At 56.7% G+C, this 21,610-nt stretch carries 15 protein-coding genes and 3 pseudogenes; 6 read left to right on the forward strand and 12 right to left on the reverse strand.

Annotated elements, in window-relative coordinates; all coding sequences use genetic code 11:
* Positions 1 to 114: 114 nt before the first annotated feature.
* Positions 115 to 1,422 carry an ISL3-like element ISAar19 family transposase gene (locus tag AARI_RS12325; protein WP_013347368.1) on the forward strand — a complete coding sequence of 436 codons (1,308 nt, stop codon included), beginning with the start codon at positions 115 to 117 and terminating at the stop codon, positions 1,420 to 1,422.
* A gap of 460 nt (positions 1,423 to 1,882) precedes the next feature.
* On the forward strand, positions 1,883 to 2,443 hold the full coding sequence (locus tag AARI_RS12335) for a hypothetical protein (protein WP_157867144.1): 561 nt from the start codon (positions 1,883 to 1,885) through the stop codon (positions 2,441 to 2,443).
* Between the two features lie 270 nt (positions 2,444 to 2,713).
* Here AARI_RS12335 and AARI_RS12340 read toward each other — a convergent pair.
* A pseudogene (locus tag AARI_RS12340) lies at positions 2,714 to 3,049 on the reverse strand (IS481-like element ISAar22 family transposase); the annotation flags it as partial.
* 83 nt (positions 3,050 to 3,132) lie between these two features.
* Between AARI_RS12340 and AARI_RS12350 the strand changes: the two are divergent.
* Positions 3,133 to 4,610 (forward strand): IS3-like element ISAar44 family transposase gene (locus AARI_RS12350; protein WP_157867145.1). Its coding sequence is split into 2 segments (ribosomal slippage): positions 3,133 to 3,523 and positions 3,523 to 4,610, totalling 1,479 coding nucleotides; the frame shifts between segments, so codons are not numbered across the junction.
* Between the two features lie 32 nt (positions 4,611 to 4,642).
* Here AARI_RS12350 and AARI_RS12355 read toward each other — a convergent pair.
* From AARI_RS12355 to AARI_RS12365, 3 genes and pseudogenes are all read right to left on the reverse strand, one after another.
* Positions 4,643 to 5,761 (reverse strand): annotated as a pseudogene (locus AARI_RS12355) (IS481-like element ISAar22 family transposase); the annotation flags it as partial.
* Positions 5,762 to 6,139: 378 nt separating this feature from the next.
* Positions 6,140 to 6,943 (reverse strand): DDE-type integrase/transposase/recombinase, encoded by an 804-nt coding sequence (locus tag AARI_RS12360; protein WP_157867086.1) that lies wholly within the window; start codon positions 6,941 to 6,943, stop codon positions 6,140 to 6,142.
* A gap of 212 nt (positions 6,944 to 7,155) precedes the next feature.
* Positions 7,156 to 7,572: a hypothetical protein gene (locus AARI_RS12365; protein WP_013348132.1), complete on the reverse strand. Its 417-nt coding sequence runs from the start codon at positions 7,570 to 7,572 to the stop codon at positions 7,156 to 7,158.
* Positions 7,573 to 7,876: 304 nt separating this feature from the next.
* Here AARI_RS12365 and AARI_RS12370 point away from each other — a divergent pair, with 304 nt between their 5' ends.
* Positions 7,877 to 9,313, forward strand: coding sequence for an IS1380-like element ISAar11 family transposase (locus AARI_RS12370; protein WP_013349619.1), 1,437 nt, complete (start codon positions 7,877 to 7,879; stop codon positions 9,311 to 9,313).
* Between the two features lie 211 nt (positions 9,314 to 9,524).
* The gene (locus AARI_RS12375; protein ID WP_041648915.1) at positions 9,525 to 10,937 is read left to right on the forward strand and encodes an IS481 family transposase; all 1,413 of its coding nucleotides are present in this window, start codon (positions 9,525 to 9,527) and stop codon (positions 10,935 to 10,937) included.
* A gap of 322 nt (positions 10,938 to 11,259) precedes the next feature.
* On the opposite strand, the gene AARI_RS12380 is transcribed toward AARI_RS12375, so the two are convergent.
* Genes AARI_RS12380 through AARI_RS12395 form a run of 4 tightly spaced genes read right to left on the reverse strand, consistent with a single transcriptional unit; the run spans position 11,260 to position 18,764 of the window.
* On the reverse strand, positions 11,260 to 11,979 hold the full coding sequence (locus AARI_RS12380; protein ID WP_013349620.1) for a M48 family metallopeptidase: 720 nt from the start codon (positions 11,977 to 11,979) through the stop codon (positions 11,260 to 11,262).
* Complete coding sequence (locus tag AARI_RS12385; RefSeq protein ID WP_013349621.1) at positions 11,966 to 15,067, reverse strand: type I restriction endonuclease subunit R; 3,102 nt, start codon at positions 15,065 to 15,067, stop codon at positions 11,966 to 11,968. Before AARI_RS12385 ends, AARI_RS12380 begins: the two co-directional genes overlap by 14 nt.
* A complete protein-coding gene (locus AARI_RS12390; protein WP_013349622.1) occupies positions 15,064 to 16,317 on the reverse strand; it encodes a restriction endonuclease subunit S in 1,254 nt (417 codons plus the stop codon). Before AARI_RS12390 ends, AARI_RS12385 begins: the two co-directional genes overlap by 4 nt.
* Positions 16,314 to 18,764 (reverse strand): type I restriction-modification system subunit M, encoded by a 2,451-nt coding sequence (locus AARI_RS12395; RefSeq protein WP_013349623.1) that lies wholly within the window; start codon positions 18,762 to 18,764, stop codon positions 16,314 to 16,316. The genes AARI_RS12390 and AARI_RS12395 overlap by 4 nt, the downstream gene beginning before the upstream one ends.
* 688 nt (positions 18,765 to 19,452) lie before the next feature.
* On the opposite strand from AARI_RS12395, the gene AARI_RS12400 reads away from it, so the two are divergent.
* Positions 19,453 to 19,986: a hypothetical protein gene (locus AARI_RS12400; RefSeq protein WP_162094123.1), complete on the forward strand. Its 534-nt coding sequence runs from the start codon at positions 19,453 to 19,455 to the stop codon at positions 19,984 to 19,986.
* Positions 19,987 to 20,031: 45 nt separating this feature from the next.
* Here the strand turns inward: AARI_RS12400 and AARI_RS20435 are convergent, their stop codons facing one another.
* The 4 genes and pseudogenes from AARI_RS20435 to AARI_RS12415 form a co-directional block, all read right to left on the reverse strand.
* Positions 20,032 to 20,388 (reverse strand): IS110 family transposase, encoded by a 357-nt coding sequence (locus tag AARI_RS20435; RefSeq protein WP_041648918.1) that lies wholly within the window; start codon positions 20,386 to 20,388, stop codon positions 20,032 to 20,034.
* Positions 20,389 to 20,393: 5 nt separating this feature from the next.
* On the reverse strand, positions 20,394 to 20,807 hold the full coding sequence (locus tag AARI_RS20440) for a hypothetical protein (RefSeq protein WP_041648920.1): 414 nt from the start codon (positions 20,805 to 20,807) through the stop codon (positions 20,394 to 20,396).
* Between the two features lie 2 nt (positions 20,808 to 20,809).
* Positions 20,810 to 20,893, reverse strand: a pseudogene (locus AARI_RS20445) (hypothetical protein); the annotation flags it as partial.
* Between the two features lie 192 nt (positions 20,894 to 21,085).
* Positions 21,086 to 21,550, reverse strand: a complete 465-nt coding sequence (locus tag AARI_RS12415) for a hypothetical protein (protein WP_041648922.1) — start codon at positions 21,548 to 21,550, stop codon at positions 21,086 to 21,088.
* Positions 21,551 to 21,610: the final 60 nt, after the last annotated feature.

Raw genomic sequence — 21,610 nt, forward strand, 5'->3', positions numbered from 1 at the left:
TAACCACCTGAAACCAACACCCCGATTCCCGGGCATGTCGCCGAGCACGAAAAAGTCGAGGTCTTCCAGAAGAATGGAAGTTACTACACTAGCCATTTTCGAAAGACCTCGACGTTGCTCAATCCTACCTTCACCGCACCAGACCTCACCACTTTCACCAATCTTGACGGCTTGGGACTGACCGCAATCGGGCAACACCTGAGCGCAGCGAAAGCCGAAATCCTCTGCCACGTCACCAACCCGATCCCTTGGTGCCAAACCTGCGGAGCAGCAGGCATTCCACGCGATACCGTCACCCGCCGCCTCGCCCACGAACCATTGGGCTGGCGTCCCACTGTCCTAGTCATCAAACACCGCCGCTACCGTTGCGCCAATTGCCAACGAGTCTGGCGTGAAGAGCTGTCCCAAGCAGTAGCGCCACGCCAGAAAATCAGCAGGACCGGGCTACGCTGGGCGCTGGTTGGACTGGTCTGCCACCACTTGTCAGTCTCCCGAATTGCCGAAGGCCTCGGCGTCACCTGGAATACCGCCAATGAGGCTGTGCTGGCTGAAGGTCAACGCTTACTGATTGATGATCCAACCCGCTTCGACGGGGTCAAAGTGCTGGGAGTCGATGAACATGTTTGGCGGCATACCCGAACCGGCGACAAATACGTCACCGTGATTGTGGACCTCACCGCGGTGCGTGACGGCACCGGTACCGCACGACTGATCGACATGGTCCCTGGAAGATCCAAAGCTGTATTCAAAACCTGGCTGGCTGATCAAGAAGAACAATGGAAACAGGGCATTGAAGTCGTCGCAATGGACGGTTTCACCGGCTTCAAAACAGCTGCCGTCGAGGAGCTACCCCACGCGGTGGAGGTGTTGGATCCATTCCATGTAGTCAAACTAGGTTCCGAGGCGCTGGACCAGACCCGGCAACGGATTCAACGTGAGCAACATGGGCGTCGAGGACGCAAGGATGACCCGCTTTACAAGTGCAGGCGAACGCTGACCACGGGACTATCCTTGGCTACGGAAAAGCAGAAGACCAAGCTTGAAGACCTGTTCAAGGAGCCGGAGTATGAGCCGGTTCAATTGGTCTGGAGCGTGTATCAGAAGATGGTGGATGCCTACCGGCAACCGAAGCCCGAGGTCGGACGGTGGGCCTTGGAGCAACTGATCAACGAAGTTGGCACGAAGGTACCGAAAGGGTTGCCGGAGCTGAAAAAGCTCGGCGGCACCCTGCGCAGGAGGAAGACGGACATTCTCGCGTACTTTGATCATATTGGTAGTTCGAATGGTCCTACCGAGGCTTTGAATGGCAGGTTGGAGCATCTGCGAGGTATCGCGTTGGGGTTCAAGAATCTGGCGCACTATATCGCCCGGTCGTTGTTGGAGACCGGTGGGTTTAGACGGCGTTTACACCCTCAATCCTGAAGAGCCCCATTAGCACTTTCAAGAATTATTGCCAAAGAGCCAATCCGACTTAAAAAAGTTCTTGATTATCTTTTGTCTCGAAAATCTGAAACTCAAGTATGGAAAACAATGAATCTTCTTTCGAAACTCGAGTTTTCGACGCCATGGCATATACTCTGGCTACTAACCACTGCTTCGAAATTCAGCGACTCTAGCAATATAGAGCGTAGGATTTTTGTCGCATATGCGCGCGATCAGCTATTCCACTCTTCGGAGACAGTCCGGCAGGAATCCTCATGGTTCCTCGCTAAAAACGAAAAGCTCGCGCCAGATGAGTTATGTGATATTTACATTAAAGCCACCGGATGCACTCAAATAGGCCTTGCAGCCGTCGCTGGATATCTTAGCGTCAGCATTTCAGAAAAGAAGCTCACCGCCATAAGAGATGATTCATCACTGAATAGAAAAGCTTTCGCTTGGGGTGTCTCACATGCTAAGAATCCCTAACGTTACAACAGGCACGGAAGACTGCCTAGCTCGCATTCGAATTGCTTGCGAATACGGAACTTCTCCCAGAGAATTGGTGCTCGCTGCCGTTCCGGAAGTTGAGTTTCGAATTGATGCAATGATTAGAGACGCAGCACTGAATTCCAACATGAAAAAATGCCGTATAGGAGAATTCTTCATTGAAGAGAAACTCAGTAGTTATTTTCAAACTTGGGCAGCTAGGGAATCATTTCTCACTGGAGTGTTCGACTGCAATTTATCAGGAATCACAATCGGTCAAAATTTTAAGTTACTCGTAGAGATTAGAAATTCTCTTGTGCATGGAAACGGTTCGCTCACTGCCCTGCAAACAAAATCACTTCAGTCCCTTATCAAAATTCGCGGGAATCTAGAAAAAGTATTCGACTTACAGGTTGATGGGACAAGGCTAATGCTGGATTCTCTGGATAGAAGAAAAGTAAGTGACGTTGCTTGCGAATACTTGATATTTATTGATCAGTCAATCGCTGAATATCATTTAAATGATGAAAAATGAATAAAATACCGTTAGTAAGTAGAATCTTTCTGGAGACTGCCAAATCGCGCGAGTTGGAACTATTTTTCTGAAGATTTGGCGACCATCTATCCGGAATCGAAGTACCACTTAGCCGGACTGCCGGATGTAATCACTCGGTAGTTTGTTTACACACGAACTCACCACATCGCTTACAACCAAACTCAGGACATCGTAGACACGCGGCATCAGCACATCGCTGACAACCAAACTCACAACATCGCTGACACCGTGCGCAACGAATCTCCTTAGCTAGGAAACGGCGACGTCAGACGAATAGTAGATGTCCTCATACTCGATCCGCTTCTGAGTCCAGGCCGGCTTCGGATCCCTGATCCGGGCTCCATACACCTGCCACAACGGCACCAAACGCGCACTGGAATGCAGCCTGACCGGTAACGGAAATGACAGTGATTGCTCACCATCAACAGTGCTGTAAAGCGTATAAGCATCCTTGCTCAAGACCAGCTGGTATTCACCGATCAGGTGAGCTGGCACCTTGAAAACACGGCCACGAAAATAGATCTGCGGATTCGTCCGTCGAATCTGGATCACATCATCGCGTTGATCCGTCAGTACGCTGGCCCTGTCTGTCAGGCTGGAGTGAGACCACTGATTCATAGCAAGTAAACCTCCCCTCAGACAGGGCGAGAACAGGTACAACCGCCATCATGAGCATCGATTCCATCCACCCCACCCCGGGGAACATGCCGGAGAATGGAACTATGGACTCCATCGATTCGCGCCCAGAACAGCCCCGCCGCAGGAGCATCAGCCCAGCCCAGAAACTGGCTTACCTCGACGGCTACGAACAAGCGATCCAAACCGGCGAGGGCCGAGGCTACCTGCGCGCCAACGCCTTGTATTCCTCGCAGATCGTTGAATGGCGCAGGCTACGCGACGCCGGAGTCCTCGGAGATTCAACCAGCAACAGCTTCCCGGCCCGGTCCAGTAGCCGGCTGAGCAAGGAACAAGCGGAAATCGCCCGACTGAAAAAGCAGCTAGCTGCCAACGAGCAGAAGCTTGCAACCACCCAAACCGCGTTGGAGATCATGGGAAAAGCACACGCGCTCTTGGAACAAATCTCGAAGAGCGCGGATTCCAAATAGCAGCCCAGGACCTCCTGTCCCACGTTTATGAACAACTGGTCACCGGCGGGGTATCAACACGTCAGGCCAGCTCGCTGGCCGGGGTCAGTAGGGCGACGATGAACCGCCGCCAAAACGCTGCCCGCGCAGGGCGAGCACTGCGGGCTACCGCTCCTCGCCCGGCACCAGCGAACAAGCTCACCGCGCAGGAAGAAACCACGATTCTGGCAACGCTGAACAGCGAACGGTTCGTGGACCAAGCCCCAGAGCAGATCCACGCCACGCTGCTGTCTGAAGGGACATATCTGTGCTCGGTATCGAGCATGTATCGGTTGCTGCGGAGGGCGAAGCAAGTGGCTGAACGCCGTCGACAGGCCCGTCATCCAGCACGAAAGGTCCCCGAGCTGGTCGCGGATCAGCCTGGAGAGGTGTTCACTTGGGATATCACTAAGCTGGCCGGCCCGACGAAGGGCGTGTATTTCGACGCGTACGTGATGATTGATATCTATTCGCGCTATATCGTCGGTTGCCAGGTCCATACTCGTGAATCCGGGGAGCTGGCGAGTGATTTCATTGCCGGGGTGTTCGCCAAAGACCAGGTGCCGAAAGTTGTGCATGCCGACCGCGGCACCTCGATGACCTCGAAACCCGTGGCGGCTTTGTTGGCGGACTTGGACGTGCTCAAATCGCATTCGCGGCCGAAGGTCAGCAATGACAACCCGTTCAGTGAGGCGTGGTTCAAGACCTTGAAGTATCTTCCGACATTCCCGCAGCGGTTTGGATCACTTGTTGATGCCCGGGCTTTCATGGACCGGTTTGTTCAGTCGTATAACGGGCACCATCGCCATTCGGGGATTGGGTTCCATACGCCTGCTGATGTTCATTTCGGGATGACTGGGCATGTTGATGACCAGAGGTTGGCTGCATTGCAGAGGGCTTGGGATGAGCATCCTGAGCGTTTTGGGCGGCGCAGGTTGCCGAAGAAGCTTCAGATGCCCGAAGCGGCGTGGATCAATGAGCCGGTGAAGCGGTTGGAAGGACAAGAAATGCAAGCTGGTTAACACTCATTGGTCTCACTTGACTTGAAAATTTCCGTGGGGCTACCGGTGTAGTTTTCAACCTTCGTACGTCCCAACACCTGAAGCCCATCATCCACTACGCCCTCCGGAACCAAATCGGCTTTCACGGCCAGAGCCTTGTCCAAGTACGACTGGGCTTTGGCCTGTATCCGGGCAATATCGATGGCCACGCCATCCGAACCACGATGATCACCGGCTTCCCACGCTTGAGCAGGCGTCAGATACGTGTGCCCCACTTTCAGCGCCTGGTGGCGCCGACGGTGGTTATAGTGATTCCGATACTGCTCCAACAACGTGGAAAGCTCCGCCAGGTTATGTGGTGCATGCGCGTCGAGGAACCGGGTCAACGTATTATGGCTGCGTTCGTTCTTGCCTTGCGTTTGCGGATGACTGAACCGGCCCGTAATCGCTTCGCAGCCCACGCTAGCCAAGAATATTTCAGTCTGGTTCACCAGGCCCTGCCGAGAAAGATTGAAAGCACCACCATTGTCGCTGAGAAGTTGTTGCGGCACCCCATACTCCGCGAACGCTGCCTTGAGCGTTTCCATCGCATCTTGCGCGTTCTCCATTTGCTCAAAGCACCGCGTACCCACGTCGAATCGGGAGCCGTCATCAATGAGCTGATAGATCATCGCCTTGGTCGCGTCCTGGTCGAACAATCGATATTCCAGTCCGTCGATCTGCCACATTTCCATCGGATGCGAACGGGCGAAGCGCAGCCATGATTTACGGGGGCGTTTGCGCGGGTTTCGCTTGGTAGCTCCGGCCTCGGCAAGGATCCTGCCGATCGTGGCCACCGAGGGGCGTAGCTCACCGAACTCCTGAGTATCAAGGCTTTCGAACCAGATAGATAAGGGCCCGTTGTCCCACCCGTCCTTGGCCAGTCGCTTGCGGATGCGTAGGACCGTGGTTTTGGTTTGGTCGCTGTAGATGCGCCGGTCTGTTTTCGGGGCTCTGGAGTGCGGGTTGAGTGCTTTGTTCCCTTCGGCAACGAATCGCTCTTTGACTTTGTAGTAGGAGGGTCTGCTGATTCCCAGTTCCTTGCAGAACTGCGAGATACTCAAGGAGTCTGGCAGGCCCGGATCGAACTCGATGATTTGGCGGCGTATCGACGCCGATAATGAATTTGACACGTTTAATTATCAAATTGATCGCTGACCAGAAGGGGCCTGCCAGCATGTCTTGCTACCTGTCAGCGATGTGCTGATACATCCTGTAAGCGATGTTGTGAGTCAGGGTGTAAGCGATGTTCTGAGAGAGGACAAGCCGGACTGCCGGACTGCCGGTACCATCAAGCCATATTTGGCACTAAATAGCCCCAAATGGTACTTCTATTCTGACGACTTGGTGTGAAATCTCGCTACATCGTAGGCACCGAATGTTTAGTAGACGCAGTTGGTAGCACCTGTGCAACGAAACGGTGTGAAATCTCGTGACTTCGTGGACACTGAATCTCGTCACTTCGTGGACAGTGGATCTCAATACGAAAAATGTCAAGCTGTGTGGAGTCACTAAGCTGCCTGCAACGCAACACCCGCCTCTTCTGACGGCAGGTTAATCCCCACGACCCCCGCAGGCGCAGGCGTCACCGGACGGTAATGAAAACGTGCCGGATGCAACCGGTAATAATCCTCCAATGCCTGCTGCCGCACCTGCCAAACATGCTCCCAAGACCCGTCGTGGACCTGCGCCGGAGAGAACAAAGCAATCCCCGAATGCTTGTGCTGCCCGTTGTACCACGGCACGTACCCATCCAAATAGGCTCGCGCATCGGCAAGCGCGGAGAATACTTTTGGATAATCGGGACGATACTTCATCGTCCTGAATCCGGACTCACTGAACGGGTTGTCATTCGATACGTAGGGCCGGTTATGGCTCAGCTCAACACCTTTGGCCTCCAACGCGTCTTTCAAGGCATTGGACTTCATGGCCGGCCCAGAATCGGCATGTACTACATGGGGCACGCCGTAGGTTTTGAAAGCGTCTTGGAACATCTCCACGGCCAGATGATCCGCTTCGCGCTCCTCCACCCGGTACCCGACGATCTGCCGGGAGAAAATATCGATGATCGAATAGGCCTTGAACACGCGGTTCTTATACGGCGAATACAAGTCGGTAATGTCCCACGACCAGATCTGCCCAGGACCGGTGGCTTTCAACACAGGCTTTTGTCCTCGTGTTGTGCGGTTTTGTTTTCGGGTGGGCACCTTCGGGCGGAGCATCTGCTCTTCGAGCGCTGCGGCAATACGCCACCATGCGCGCCGCGAGGCGAGCATGAGTCCTTCATCCCAGGCTGTGGCAAAGGAATGGTCCACCGAGTTCCCCTCGGCCCACCCGGCAAGAATACGCTCTTCGATGCGCTCACAGTCCCCGGGGCTGATCCTGGTGGAATAGGCGCGATCCGCCTGGTGGATCGGGTTCGTTGCCCTGGGCCTCGGACTGCTCCGGTAGTGCCAGGTCGAACGGGAAAGACCGGTGACTTTGAGGGCTTGGCGTTGCGAACCGTTAAGGCTCGTTAGGGCTCGGATCAGTTCGTTTTCCGTGGCGATGAATTCTTGCGCTCGTCCGTCGTTGACGTGGCGGGCTCTTGCTCGTTCAACGCGTGCAAGAGCCCGATAGCTTTTCCCAGGGCCTCGTTAGTTCCTTCGAGCTGGCGGACGCGTTCACGCAGCGCCTTGAGCTCGTCCTCGTGTTCTGCTTGTTCCTTGGCACGGGCTTGCTCGAAGGCTGAGCGTTGGCTCGGGGTAGTGTTCATCTGTCCATGATCTCGTGGAACGAGATTGCGGTCGAGGTCCCCTTCGAAGACGAGCTGGTTCCAGCGGTAGAACGTGGCCCTGGAGAAGGGCTGTTGCTGCAGCCATGCAGTCCGGGTGCCGTGGGGCTGCAGGTTGTATTGGTGGACGTAGTCCCTGATTTCTTCGCGGGTGACGCCGACGGTGCTCATGGTGGTTCCTTCTGGTCAGTGGTGGGTCGTGGTTGACTCACTTACAGCCTGACCGAGAGGGATACTTTGTATGTCCTGTCTCAAGACTTTGCGGACACACGATCTCATGACATCGTGGACACGATGTCTCATACCTTCGTGGACATTCGAGACGTGATTTTCTGGCACGCTCAATCGCATGCCTAACCCGGTGGTTTCATGGCAGGCGCGTCATTAACAGTCATTAAAACGAAAAAGTGATCCGGACTTGGGATAATAGGAGTGTCGAGCTTCTATTCCACCGAAATCAAGGATCACCTTTTCAGTGAACCATTCTACCCGAGTTTTCCCTGCCCTCCCGACCCAACTCACCAGCCAAGCCCTGGTCTCCCACGCTGGCCTGTCGGTGCTCAGCAACTTCCTGAACGCACTGGACTTCCAACGGGTCTGCGAAGACCGTTTCTCCCAGTTCGCGCCAGCCACCGCAGCCCACCGGCCAGGAAGAATCCTCGGAGCACTGGCGCTCTCGTTGGCCGCCGGCGGCGAACAAGCCACTGACATCGACCAGCTTCGAGCTGCGCCGGACCTCTTCGGCCCAGTGGCGTCCGATGCCACGGTCAGCAGGTTCATGCACCGGATCAAGGAGCAACCAGAAGCCTTCTCCTACGGGTTCGCCACCATGACCCGGACCCTGCGTTCCAAAGCCTGGACGGCAGCCGGACCACGCAACCCTGCCCGGCAGGCCACAGCGAACAACCCTCTGATCATCGACATCGATGCCTCCTTAGTGCACGTGCATTCCGACAAGGAACACAGTGCTGGCACGTATAAAGGCGGGTACGGTTTCTCACCGATGATCGCCATGGCTGACTACGGCAAACCCAACGGCACCGGAGAAGTCCTCGCGGTGCACCTGCGCCCGGGAAACCGCGGCGCGAATTCAGCGGCCTCGCATATCGAAGTGCTCACCCAGGCCTTGGCCCAGCTGCCGGATGATTTCTATGACGAACACGGGAACCTCATAGGCGAGAAGATCCTGGTCCGCACCGATAGCGCCGGCTCCTCCCGCGAGTTCCTGCACCACCTGGACTCGCTGAGGATCCAGTTCTCCACCTCGTATTCGCTGCCGGTCATCAAGGAACGGTTCATCCGGTGGATCGATGAGAAGAAGTTCTGGGAACCAGCCCTGGACGCTGACGGTGTCCAACGTGATAACGCGTGGGTGATCGACGCGAGCAAGGTGATAGAGCTGAAGGACTACCCGCCCGGGACAAGAATCTATTTGCGGGCCGAGCCCTTGCATCCCGGGGCGAAAGCGAACTTGTTCGATACTGACGGGAACCGTGTCACGGCGTTCTTGACCAATAGCCCGCGGTTCAACGTGGCATTCCTCGATGCCCGGCATCGGGCGCGGGGCCGGTGCGAGAACAGGATCAAGACGTTGAAGAATGCGGGGCTGGGCAAGCTGCCGTATTGGTCTTTTGCCGCGAATCAGGCGTGGGCTGACTTGGCAATGCTCGCACTGAATTTGGTGTCGTGGCTTCAACTTGCTGCGCTGCCTGGTGGCCATGAGGCAGGCTGCTGGGATATGAAGCGGTGGCGGTACCGGCTATTTTCAATGGCCGGGAAAGTCGTCACCGGCGGTCGGCAGCGCCGGCTGCTGATCCATGAAAGTGCACCAGAAGCGCAACTGCTATTCCTGCTTCAACAGAGTATTGGCTTGCTGTTCCATCGGTGGCGGCACGGCGAGTTGGCTGCCTGAACTGGTGGTTGCCCTGTTGCTTCTTTAGTTTTGAAAGGTCATTTCAGTCCAGGTCGGTGGAGCCTGGCACCCTGCGCTGGTGGTTCAGGCGCTTTTTGTCGTGGGTGGAATCGACGACGGCCACCGGGAATCCTTTGGTACTGGATTCCGGTGGCCGTCAGCGGCCACATGAAAAATTTGGGCTAACGCACTCTCTCCACGCCTGCGCGCGATGATCATCAGTTTCGATCCCACACAGCCCGAGGCCCTGAGCATCAGCGAATTCTGCAAGACCCAGAAAATCTCGCGAAGCATCTTCTACCGCATCCGCGAACGAGCCACACAAGAATCAGCCGGCGCGCTCCACCCGCGCTCCAGAGCCCCGAAACTACCCTCCAGACGCTACGGTCCCGACGTGATCAACGAACTGGTCTGGATCCGCAAGGAACTCAAGAACGACGGCTGGGACTACGGACCGAAGACCATCCATTACGAAGCGACCATCCTGGAAGAATTCCCGGGCGGCCAGATCCCGTCCGTGGCGACCATTGCCAGGCTGCTGGCCAGTGTGGGGCATGTTGAGCGCAGTCCGCGCAAGCGCCCGAAATCCTCGTACGTCCCCTTCGCGCGCTCTGCTGCCATGGCGTTGTGGCAACTCGACGCGTTCGAGTTCAGAACCCATTCTGATCAGGTGGTGACCGTCTACCAGCTCATTGACGATGCGACCCGATTCGACGTGGGCACCAGCGCGTACGCACGCCACGAGAACAGCGGTGACGCGCAACAGGTGCTCGCACGTGCCATCAATGACTACGGGCCGCCCAAGGAAGTCCTCAGCGATAACTCCAAGGCGTTCAACCAGCTTCGCGGCGGAACCATCGGCATCGTGGAAGCCTATCTGGCGTCCCAGGGAACCATGCCGATCACGGGGTTGCCGGGCAGGCCGACGACTCAGGGCAAGAATGAACGTTCGCACCAGACCCTTCAGCAGTTCCTCAAGGCCAACAGGCCGCAAAATCTTACGGACGTGCAGAAGCTGCTTCGACGTTATCGTGAGCATTATAACCAGCGCCGGCCCCATCAATCCTTGAACCAGGCAACCCCGCAGAAGGCCTGGGAGCTGCTGGAGCACACGCCGGCCGCCGAGCCGATACCGATGGTGGTGCTGGAAGCGAAGGCCGCTGAATACCTGATGAAGCGTCGAATCGGCAGCTCGGCGGCGAATCGCGCTGACCTTGTCGTTTCGAAAACCGGCGACATCCTGAAGAAGCTCACGGAGCAGCACGAGCCTGACATGGATCGGGAAAGCCATCAGTTACTGGTGCGGGTCAATAAGGATAACTGCCAAGCCTATTATCGGGGCAAGCAGATCTCACTGCCGCAGACCTATGCCGACCGGCAGTTCCTGAGGACCATCACCGAAGACGAATTCATCTTGTCGGATCCCGATACCGCGGAAGTGGTGCTGAGTTTCCCGTTGCCCATGGTGGCGTTGCGTGTTCATCGGCGGTTTGTGTCCTCGTACTCGATCAGGGGAATTCGCTTGGCGAACCCGACAAAGCAGTGGAGCCGGAAGGCCGCCGAGTACCAGGCCCAGTACGAGGCGCGGGAAGAAGACATGCCCGAGGTCTTTGATTATCGGTAGTTGGCTGTTGCCGGCGGCGCTCGAAGGGGGCCGCCGGTAGCTGTGTACGAAGTATTGAGATCCACTGTCCACGAAGTGCTGAGTTTCAGTGTCCACGAAGTCACGAGATTTCACACCGTTTCGTTGCACAGGTGCTACCAAATGCGTCTGCTATACAACCGAATCTCACCAGCTCGTGGAGAACCAATCTCATGACTTTGTGTGTCCGGACCGATAATTAGTGGAGCAGTGCTGGCTACAATCCATGGGATGAAAAAGATTTGATCAGGTTCTAGCAAATGTCACCACATTGGCGGCCGCTTCATTGCACTTGTCCAGATTCTCACCACTCCTCGTGCCCGAGCGGGGCTTCGTTCAGCTCGTCTCGACGTGCTCGCCAGTCGGGAAGGACCTGGTCCATCAAGGCCACGAACAACTCACCGTGCCCTCGTTCGCGCAGGTGTGCGAGTTCATGGACGACGATGTACTCTAGGCACCTCGGTTCCTTCTTCGACAATTCTGGGTTGAGCCAGATTGTCCGTGAAGTGGTGACGCAGGTGCCCCATTTGGTCTTCATCCTGCGTACGACAAACTTGTCCGCCTCGACTCCAAGGATCGACTGCCACTTCTCCAGCAGCACAGGCACAGCGGCCTTCAGCTCGCGCCGATACCAACGATCGAGGGCCCCGAACCGCCCGGCGGCGTCGGTTCCAGATGGGGTGACCACCCAGAGCGTATTGCCCTTGGTCTCGACAGCGAACGCACCGCTCGACTTGGAGACGTCGAGGAGATACCGCTGCCCCCACACGAAGTGGGTCTCCCCTGAGACCATCTTGCGTTCTGTCTGCCTATCAGCGTTCTGAAACTGAGCCTGCTGACGCTTGATCCAAGAGAGGCGCTGCACGACCGCGAGCCGGATCGCGTCCTCGGTCGTCCGGTGTGGCGCAGCGACCCGCACGCGGCCCACCGGCGGGTACACGGAGATGTGCATGTTCTTGATGTCCTTGTAGACGACGTCAACGCCAAGCCCCGCGACCGTCAGGTAGCCGCTAGCGGTACTCATCGTTGTTCTTCAAAAGTTCGATGAACTCCTCCAGGCTGTCCTCGTCGATCCCTGGGAGTTCCTTGCGTAGCTCACGGGCGAGTGCCCGTTCCTTCATCCTGCCGGCACCTGCGCCGGCCCATCCGTGTTCCTTGCTCGATTGGATCCGGTGATGCAACGCCTCGAAGTCGACGACCAAGTTGATCGGTCGCCACACGAAGTCCACGATCGCCCGACGCCCAGGCGTGCACGCCCATTCCGGGTAGGCCGTGCCGTCTACGGCTTCTCGAGTGCCAACCTTCTTCGTCAGCTCGATGAGTTTGCGGAGGTATTCCGCATATTCCTCGGCGTCTTCCTTCTGCTTCTCGATGAGAGCGTCGAGAAGTTCGGACATATGGTCGTAGTAGCGAGGATTCATCGCGTGCTCGTCCACTATGGTCTTGCGGACGTTATTGATGATCGTCTCTGCAGTGGCCGCGCTACTTCCCCTAATGCCGGGTGGCAGCGTGTCCTCCGCGTCCTGCCCGCGCTCGACGATCAGATCGACTAAGGTCTTCTCCAAGTCGGCGACTTGTTCGACGGGCTTGGCGTTGATGTAAGTGTCGAGCAGTTGGCGCATCCCGGCCTCGTACTGTTTCATGTCGATGTTCTCGCCAGCTCCGGCCTCGACCTCACTCCTAACGGCGGCGTAGTGGGCGACCTCGACCTTAATTGCCGCGATCTCATCAGTTGTGTAGCCGACGGCTTCCTCGTCGCTGGCGACGGCTCCGAAGGCACGTACGAGGGTGGCAACGGACTTGTAGAGCAGGACGCGCTTGGGTTCGTTGCCCTTGATCTGGCCGGCATTGCCCGGTGTGGAGGCCACGAAGTAGTGCTGGTATTCGAGCGTTCCCTTGGGTGGTGCGACTGGCTCGCACAAAGCACGGACGGCGTCGAGAGCCTCCACGAGATCCTTGCGGTCCTGCTCGTTGCGATCACTGATCAGTCCGTCGACATCATCGGCCTCATATTCTCCAAAGGCATCGGAGGTGTAGTCGGTTACGGTCTTGTCCAGTGACTTGAACAGGTCACGGTAGTCCACGATGTACCCGTAGGTCTTGTCGTCGCCGTCGAGACGATTGACGCGGCAGATTGCTTGGAAAAGGCCGTGGTCACGCATCGACTTGTCGATGTACAGGTACGTCGCACTCGGCGCGTCAAAGCCGGTCAGGAGTTTGTCGACTACGATGAGCAGCCGCATCTGGCCGGGCTCTTTGATGAACTTCTTCTTGACGTCGGTCTCGAACTCTTCAACGCGGCCAATGGCTTTGTCAGGGTGCTCGCCAAAGTGGTCGGCAAGCATCTGCAAATAGATCTCGTACTTGCGGATCTCTTCGGTGTCACCCTCGCCCGCGTCTTCCTTTGAGATCGCGGTCGGGTTGGGCTTGTAGCTGGTGACGATCGCGACCTTGCCCTTGAAGCCGCTCTTCACGAACGCCTCGTAGAAGGTGCAGGCCTGGTAGACCGAATCGCTCACCAACATGGCATTGCCCCGACCGCTGAGCAACCGTGGCTGGGTCTCCATGTCCATGAGTATGTCCTGGACGATCTGCGCCGAGCGGGGTGCAGAGGAGAAGACCTTCTGCATGGTGCCCCACTTTTTCTTCAGCCGGGCTTTGGACAGGTCGGTGAGATTACGAGTCTTGGCGTCGAACCACTTATCGACCGCGGAGTTCCCCTGAAGCTCCTGCTCAACCTTGCGTGCCTCGTATTTCAGGTCGAGAACAACGCCGTCGCGGACGGCCTCGTCGAACTTGTACGTGTGGATGAACGACCCGAAAGTTTCGATGCTGGTCTTCTTGTCACCCTTGAGAAGCGGCGTACCGGTGAAGCCGATGAACATCGCCCCGGGCAGAAGGTCCTTCATAATGCCGTGCATCTTGCCGCCCTGCGTGCGGTGGGCTTCGTCGACGAATACGAAGATGTTGCCCTTGGCGGTGTACCCAGCCGGGATCTGGGTCTTGAGTTCATTCGCGAAGTCCTCGGCATCCTTGTCCCGGGCCCCGTCATTGGTGCCGCGGAACTTGTGCACTAACGAGCACATGAGCGGCGGGTTGGACGTGTTGAGCATCGCAAGCATGTCCGCGCCCGACTGAGTGCGGACGATCTTCTCGCCGACCCCGGAGAAACCGTCCTCGATCTGCCCATCCAGTTCGGTGCGGTCGGTGATCACCAGGACGCGGGCATCATGCTGGGTCTCCAGGATCCACTTGGCCAACCACACCATCGTCAGGCTCTTACCCGAGCCCTGGGTGTGCCAGATGATGCCGCCCTCGCGCTTGGCGATCCGATCCTGCGCGGCCTGGACGCCGAAGTATTGGTTGTGACGTGGGGACTTTTTCACGCCAGCGTCGTAAACGATGAAGTCGTGGATGATCTCCAGAAAGCGTTCCTTGGAGCACATCTGGGTAAGTGCAAGGTCCAGATCGGCGTGCTCGCCGTCTTCCTTCCACCGAAGCCAGTACTTCTCGGGGGTTTCGATCACCCCATAGTGCAGGCCGTCCACGTCGTTGCCGGCGAACAGCAGTTGGACGGTGGTGAAGAAGGAACGGACAAAGTCTTGGCGCTGGTTGCCGATGTTCTGACGGATGCCGCTGGCGACACTCACCGTTGAGCGTTTCAGTTCGATCACACCCAGCGCGATCCCGTTGACGTAGAGGACTAGGTCAGGCCGCTTTGTGTGCTCGCCCTTAACCGCGACCTCTTCGGCCACGACGAAGTCGTTGTTCTTGGGGTTCGCCCAGTCAATAAGATGGACTGCCTGGGTGGTCTCTCCGTCGTCGGTCTTGACCTTTGCGCCGTAGCGAAGCAGCTCGTAGACCTTGCGATTCTGGTCGTATAAGGAAGACCCTGCACCGAGGGCTGCGGCAGTGTGTAGCTGCTGCACTGTGCGGGTGACTACCACTTCGTCGTAGCCTCGACTGAGGAGATTGGCTCGGAGCCTCGTTTCGTCGACGTTACGGTTGTCCCGATCCTTCAGGTTCCCGCCGTAGGCGTAGCCCAGCTTGTCCTGAAAGAGCTTAACCACCCGGTCCTGCGTCTCGCGTTCCTTCTGGCCGACCGTACTCATACTTCCTCTTTCGTAGGGAGACGAGTGCGTCCCGTCAGCAGCTCCTGCATCATTCCGACCTTTACAGCACGCGCAGACTCCAGACGACGCTCCAAAGCTTCGATTTCAGCATCTGCGTCCTCCAGGACCTGGGCGATCGCATGCTGCTCGTCGGCCCCGGGCAACGGCAGTTTAAGACTTGAGATATAACTCCGAGTCGTCGCAAGGACTTTAGTACCGGCAGCCAACCGGAGCAAGGCTGCACGAAAAGCAGGAATAAACTGAATATATGCCTTAAAGCCGTCTGCTAGCACCGACTTGTCGAACCGTGCAGCAATCGTATGGAGCCCCGGGACGACCCCCTCGGGCGGCACGTCCGAGATTTCCACTGACTTGCCTACGCCGTCGGGATCCTCAGATGCATCTGCGAAAACCAAGTCCCCGGGGATCAAACGCCCAGCGCCCGATGCAAGGTGTGATGCAGCCCTCGGCATGAACTCGCTCGTCGCATCAAGGCGGACCGATTTCCGGGTATGGATGTCGCCGTAGTGGAGATAGCGAAGTGGCGACCCTTGGTCCAGCTGTTCTCGTGACAGTGCAACGGAACGAACATATGCCACATGGTCACCTAGAGTGACATTACGCCAATCGCCGGTGAAACCGGGGAGCCGGGTGCGGCCAGTGAGGAGTTCCTGCATCATGCCCTGCTTGACGTCAAGCTTCTTCGCAACAATCCGCTTGAGAGACTTCACCAGCGCATCCACATCGTCGAGCGCCGCGGCAATAGCTTCTTGCTCCGCCAAGTTCGGGATCGGGATCTCAAACTCACCGACCTGTTGCAGCGACAGGTTAGCCTGAGCAGCCTGAACATTGATCTCATTGATTCTCTTGCCTACGGTCGGCGAACGTAACGCCCAAAGTAAGTACAGAGGCCGAACCAATCCGCGTTTCCTGGAAGGTCGGATGATGGCGAGGGCTTGGTTCGTATTCGCCGGCAACCAATCCGGCTCGACTACGGTTGAGCGCCCAAGTGCTCCGGCGATCGAGAACAACACGTCGCCATCAGCGAGCTGCGAACGGGAAAGCTGTCGGTGAGTCTCTTCGTCAATAAACGCTTCCTTGCCGACTACGTACGTACCATCCTCTTCGAAAGTTTCAACTTTCAGGAATCGCACACCATTTGCTGTAAAATTTCGGCCGATACTCGTTGGAGTTGTACCCTTCGTGATGAGCTCACTCAAAGCACGGACGGACACCATCCTCTGGCTCATCGCTGGACACCCATCAGGGCCAAATGGGCAGTAACCCTTGCGGAGAGCAATTCAATGCGGGATTCAAATTCCGGGAGAGTTTGCTCGTAGCGAGTCCCAAGAACGCGCAGCCGCGTAACCAGAGTCTGTCCAAGAGCGATCACCTCACCATTGACCTGTTGCTGGAGCGTTGCTCCCCACTTATCGTCAATAATGAGATTCCGCACCTCTTCCTCGGTCAGGGTCTTGTACTTTTTGATGGCTATCTCGTTGAGCGCGATGGTCGCGTCCTTGACTGAACCCTTGGCCTTTGTCTCTGCCGTGTATAAGGCAATCACTTTGGTTAGCGCAACGATCTCGTCGGGATCACCCTTGGTGATTTTGAGGTCCTTCAACGCGGCCTTCGCAGCAGCGTTATTGAGGTTACCTTCGTCGTCCGCGGCGTCGAACAGCAGCCCACCCTCGACGGCGTGCTCTTCGACATATTCGGCAATCTTAAGAGTGGAAGCGTCACGCGCTTCAGTGAGCCGATCAAGTTCGGATTGCTCTGCCGAGAAGTACCGGGCGATCACGTACTCGGGCGGCAGAAGGTCCATCACCCAGCGTTGGGCCTTGGCACCAGTGCCGAAGACGATCTGGGCGTCTTCATACTTGGGTTTGTTGTTCTTGTCCTTCCAGGCGCGTGCGATGCGCGGTTGCGCGGCCTTAGACCAGCCCTCGCTGACGATCAGCGACACATCGTCGTGCATTACTTGGTTCCAGTAGCTCATAACTTGCTCGTAGACGCCATACTCGTCGATCAGCGGTCGCGATCGGAATACTGCCAAGAGAACCTCGGAGATGTCATGGATCAGATCAGCAGGCTTGGTGCTCGACACGATTGATTCGAGCACGGTTCGCTTGCTCGTCAACCACTGGTCCACCGTGTTCGCAGTGTCGCGAACAAAGCGTTCATACTCACCGGTGCCGGTGACAATCGACCGGATCTCGCCAGTCTGGACTTTCAGTTCCGAGTACCCGTCGCGCAGCGGTGCGAAAAGTTCGCTACGGAGGCTCGGGAACGCGTCCCAGTATGGCTGGAGGGCTTCGAGGTCACTGTTGGGGATGCCACCCTGCATGTGGGCACAGAGGTCTTGGATGTCTTCGGGCGCGGAGGAGTCAATGTAACGCGGGATGTTGAGGTTGTAGTTGTTCTTCGGATCCGTGATTTCACTGATCGGCACCATGCGGGAGTAGCGCGCGATCTCTTTGCTGCCGGTGAAGGCATCGACGATCTTGTGCATGTCCCGCGGACGCAGGCGGTTCTTGGGACCATCCTTGGCGAAACCCTTGCTGGCGTCGATCATGAAGATGCCGGTGCGCGCTTGGGCGTCCTGCTTGTCGATGACGATCAAGCAGGCAGGGATGCCAGTACCGTAGAAGAGGTTCGTAGGCAGCCCGATGATCGCCTTGATGTAGCCACGCTTGATTAGCTCGGTGCGGATCCGCGCTTCGGAGTTGCCACGGAACAGCACTCCGTGTGGGAGCACGACGACGCCCTTGCCTCGCGGCCGCAACGATTTGATCATGTGTAGTAAGAACGCGTAGTCGCCGTTCTTGTCCGGCGGGGTGCCAAAACCATCAAAGCGACCGTAAGAGGAGTCGAACCCATTGGTCCAAGTCTTAACTGAGAACGGCGGGTTGGCGACTAGATAGTCAAAAGTTTGCAGGCTGCCGCTGTTGATGAACTTCGGGTCAGCAAGCGTGTTGCCCTGACGCAGATCGTGGGTCTCGTTGCCGTGGAGGATCATGTTCATCCGTGCGAGCGCCCAGGTGGCGTTGTCGTTTTCCTGGCCGTAGATCGATAATCCGTTCGGTGCCGCGTCCGCGACCTTGATCAGCAGCGATCCGGAACCGCAGGTCGGATCGTAAACGGTGGTGGACTTCGGGGTGCTCGCTGGGATTTGGAGTAACTGAGCCATAACCCTTGAGACCTCGGCGGGAGTGTAAAACTGCCCCTTGCTCTTGCCGGACTGAGTGGCGAAGTGACGCATCAGGTACTCATACGCATCGCCCAGCAGATCGTCTCCCTCGGCTTTAGAGCCAGTGAAGTCCATATCCTGGAATATGCCAATCAGGTTCGAAACTTTGACTTGCAATTCCTTGGCGTCACCCAATTTAGTGGGATCGTCGAAGTCCGCGTTATTGATGACGCCCAGCAAGTCGTTTTCTTCGGCCAGACGGCGGACTGCGATGTTGACCTTCTCACCAACGTCAGGCTTACCCTTGAGCGAGACCAAGTAGTCGAAGGAACCGTCGTCGGGGACGTAGATCAGTGACGACTTGTCTTCCTTGGCTTTGTCCGAGACGTACTTCACGAAAAGTAGGGTGAGGACGTAATCCTTGTACTGGCTGGCGTCCATCGAACCGCGCAGTTCGTCGGCGCTGCTCCACAGCGAGGAGTACAGATCAGATTTCTTTAGCGCCACAGCTCATTCTTTCTACATTCATATATACGTTCCCGGGCCAAGAAAAATTTTCCCGGACCATCCAACACCACTCAAAGCCATCATTTGCTTGCCAAACATCGACTTCAAGATCGCGGCCACGCCATACCTGACCCACGCGTCGACCTCTCTGGTCTGAAATTACCAGAACCTGCCCATATTATGGGATGGTATCGAGCGTTCGGCGATCCATGTGGAGACGGTCCCTTTGATAACGCCGAAATAGGCAGCGAACGAGTCGGCGGACAGCCGCAATGCACTCAAAGCTGCACTCCTCGGGATAGGCTCCGACCGGTTGCTCAACGCCTGTCCCCCCTATATTACCGGCTCCAAACATTCTGGCCCGATTTGGAAAGCCGCTGCTAGCAGTTCCAACATACAGTTCCTTGGGAATTGCAACGATGGTGCCGTCACTAACGATAAATCCACCAGCTGGGGCGCCGGATACCTCAAGGTGCGTTCGCGGTGCGTCACTTCAATTTGACATCTTCCTCATTTCGCTGGAGTCGCGAGGACTTCCTGTATTCGAGACGTGAGAGCAATCCACGATTTCGTTGTTTTATAGTTCTCCGCTCTCGTGCCCACCAGCAGAATCGTCCGAGAGACGATGTCGCTCAGGCGGCCGCGGCGCGCACTCTGAGAGAATGCATATATGGCAAAGCCTTCGAAAATGATCGCACAGGAACGAGAACGCATGGTCCTGTTCCGAGACGCGTTCCAGCGGCTGGCGGGAGACGCTGCGACCTATGCTAGAGGTACCGAGCTTCTCAACGAAGTATCCATCGCCGCGGGCGCAGCTCGCCGTGCCTATGCAGTGAACGATGGCCGTACTTTTCCTGTGCAGGACGGCATCTACCTGGTGTCCAACGCAGACCCAATGAGCCACTGGGCTTCTGCCTTCGATAGCGACAGTGATCTGACGACGATGAAAATCATCACGTCACTCAACCTGTCGATCGGTCGCGCTCAAGAACGCTACGAAGCTGCGAAGCAAGCAGAACGGGGTTTCGTGGGAGCCGTGAGTTCCATACTTCGTTGGCCCATCACACTGAGAGACGCTGCAGGCCCAGGCCCAGCGCAGAAGAAAGCGGCGCAGTCATTGGGCATCATAGGTCAAGTGCTCGTCGGCGCGGTCACTACCGCTCTTGGTGCTGCCATCATTCAGGGAGCGATACTTCTATGGCACGCTGCTTTCCGCGTATAGCAAACTGTGGTCTGGGGGTGCTCTTTTTAAAAAGTCAAGGTATTTTCAGCTCTGGAACGTCTTAGAGTGACCCGTCCCTATCATGGCGAACAGGACGGTGAGCCGTCGGTGGGCCAAGGCGATTAGCGCTTGGTTGTGTCGTTTTCCCTGCGCCCGGTTCCGGTCATAGTAGGCCCGGCTGGTCGGATCAAACCAGATCGAGGCGAAGGCAGAGAGGAAGAGCGCTCGCTTTAGCCGTTTGTTGCCTGAATGGCTGACGCGTTCGGATTTGCTCGAGGTGCCTGACTGGCGGGTGGTTGGTGCCAGGCCGGCTAGGAAGCCAGTGCCGCGGCGCTGGTGAAAGTCTTGCCGGAGATCTGAAGCGATGATGATCGCGGAGGTCCTGACGGCGACCCCGGGCATGGAAGTCAGGACCGGGGTGAAGAGGGTGGGTCTCCACCATGGATTCCAAGTTCGTGGCCCACGCGCTGGTCATGCAACGAGATCATCTGGCGGGCCAGATGCGGGATGACCAGGCCAGCAGCATCGGTGCCGACAACGATAACACTCTGCCGGTCCAAGGCTTTCAGGATGGCTCCGGACCACGCGGTGTGCCGGCGTGTTCTGTGCTTTTTCAGCTTCGCATCGATCCCGGTTTTGCCAGCATGCTTCAGTTGCGCTGGATTGGGCCAAGCAGAGAGGACTTCCGAAACCGCGTCGTGTTCCAGCCACGGGCCGAGAACGCGTTCCAGTGGCGGGTGGATCTGCGTGAATAGCCCGTGGATCCTGTTGCTGGTCTGAGTGATCTGCCGTGCCAGGTCCAGGTCGAAGCCGGTGAGCATGACTAAGTGGCTTCGTCCTCGTCAGAGACTTGGATGCTACGGAGGGTATGCGGCATGGTGCGGGCCGCGTCTGCGATGATGAAGGCGTCTTTTTCGTCTTCTCCGAACTAAAAAATTCATAGAAGCATGCCTGTATTTACGGGCTTTTCGAGTCGTTCTGAGCGGAGATGTTTGTTCGTCCCGCAGTCTGGGTGAAGTGACCCCATAAGAAAACGAAGGAATCCCTGGATTGGAACTGTCCAGGGATTCCTTCGCGTTCTTCGACTACCGATGCTTCATTACAAAACAGTGCTGTGGAACATCACTACCCGGCCAGCATTTTCCTTGACGACCTGCTCAAAACCCTTCTCGTATCTCATGAGCAACGTGCCTTCCTGAGTAAGGAAACTATTGAGCAACAGGAGCCTGTCGATAGCTTCTTTCGGGAGCACTGTAATCGTCAGTATTGTTCCCGGAGCATCAAGCACCAGGAATATAGCCCCCGCCCGGATACCCGTTTCTTCAAACGCTGCATCAAGCCGGTCGTTAGGAATATGAGTCATATTCGAGGTAGCTTGCTCTGTTGAGCTCAAGCGACGGCTACCCATCACCAATACTTCTTCTGTGCCATCTTCTCGAATCGCTATAATCCGGCTTTTTTCCAATCGGGCTTCACGATACAGCCCAATGTCCGTGAGAAGTCCTGGCATTTCTTGACGTGCAAGACGCCCTACACCCTTACCGTCAGTCCGCGAATTAAACATCTTGTGAAGCTCCAATCAATATACACACCCTACTTCCCAGGCTCTCCCTAAGTGTATTTC

Origin of the sequence: Glutamicibacter arilaitensis Re117, assembly GCF_000197735.1 — a bacterium.
GTDB lineage: Bacteria > Actinomycetota > Actinomycetes > Actinomycetales > Micrococcaceae > Glutamicibacter > Glutamicibacter arilaitensis.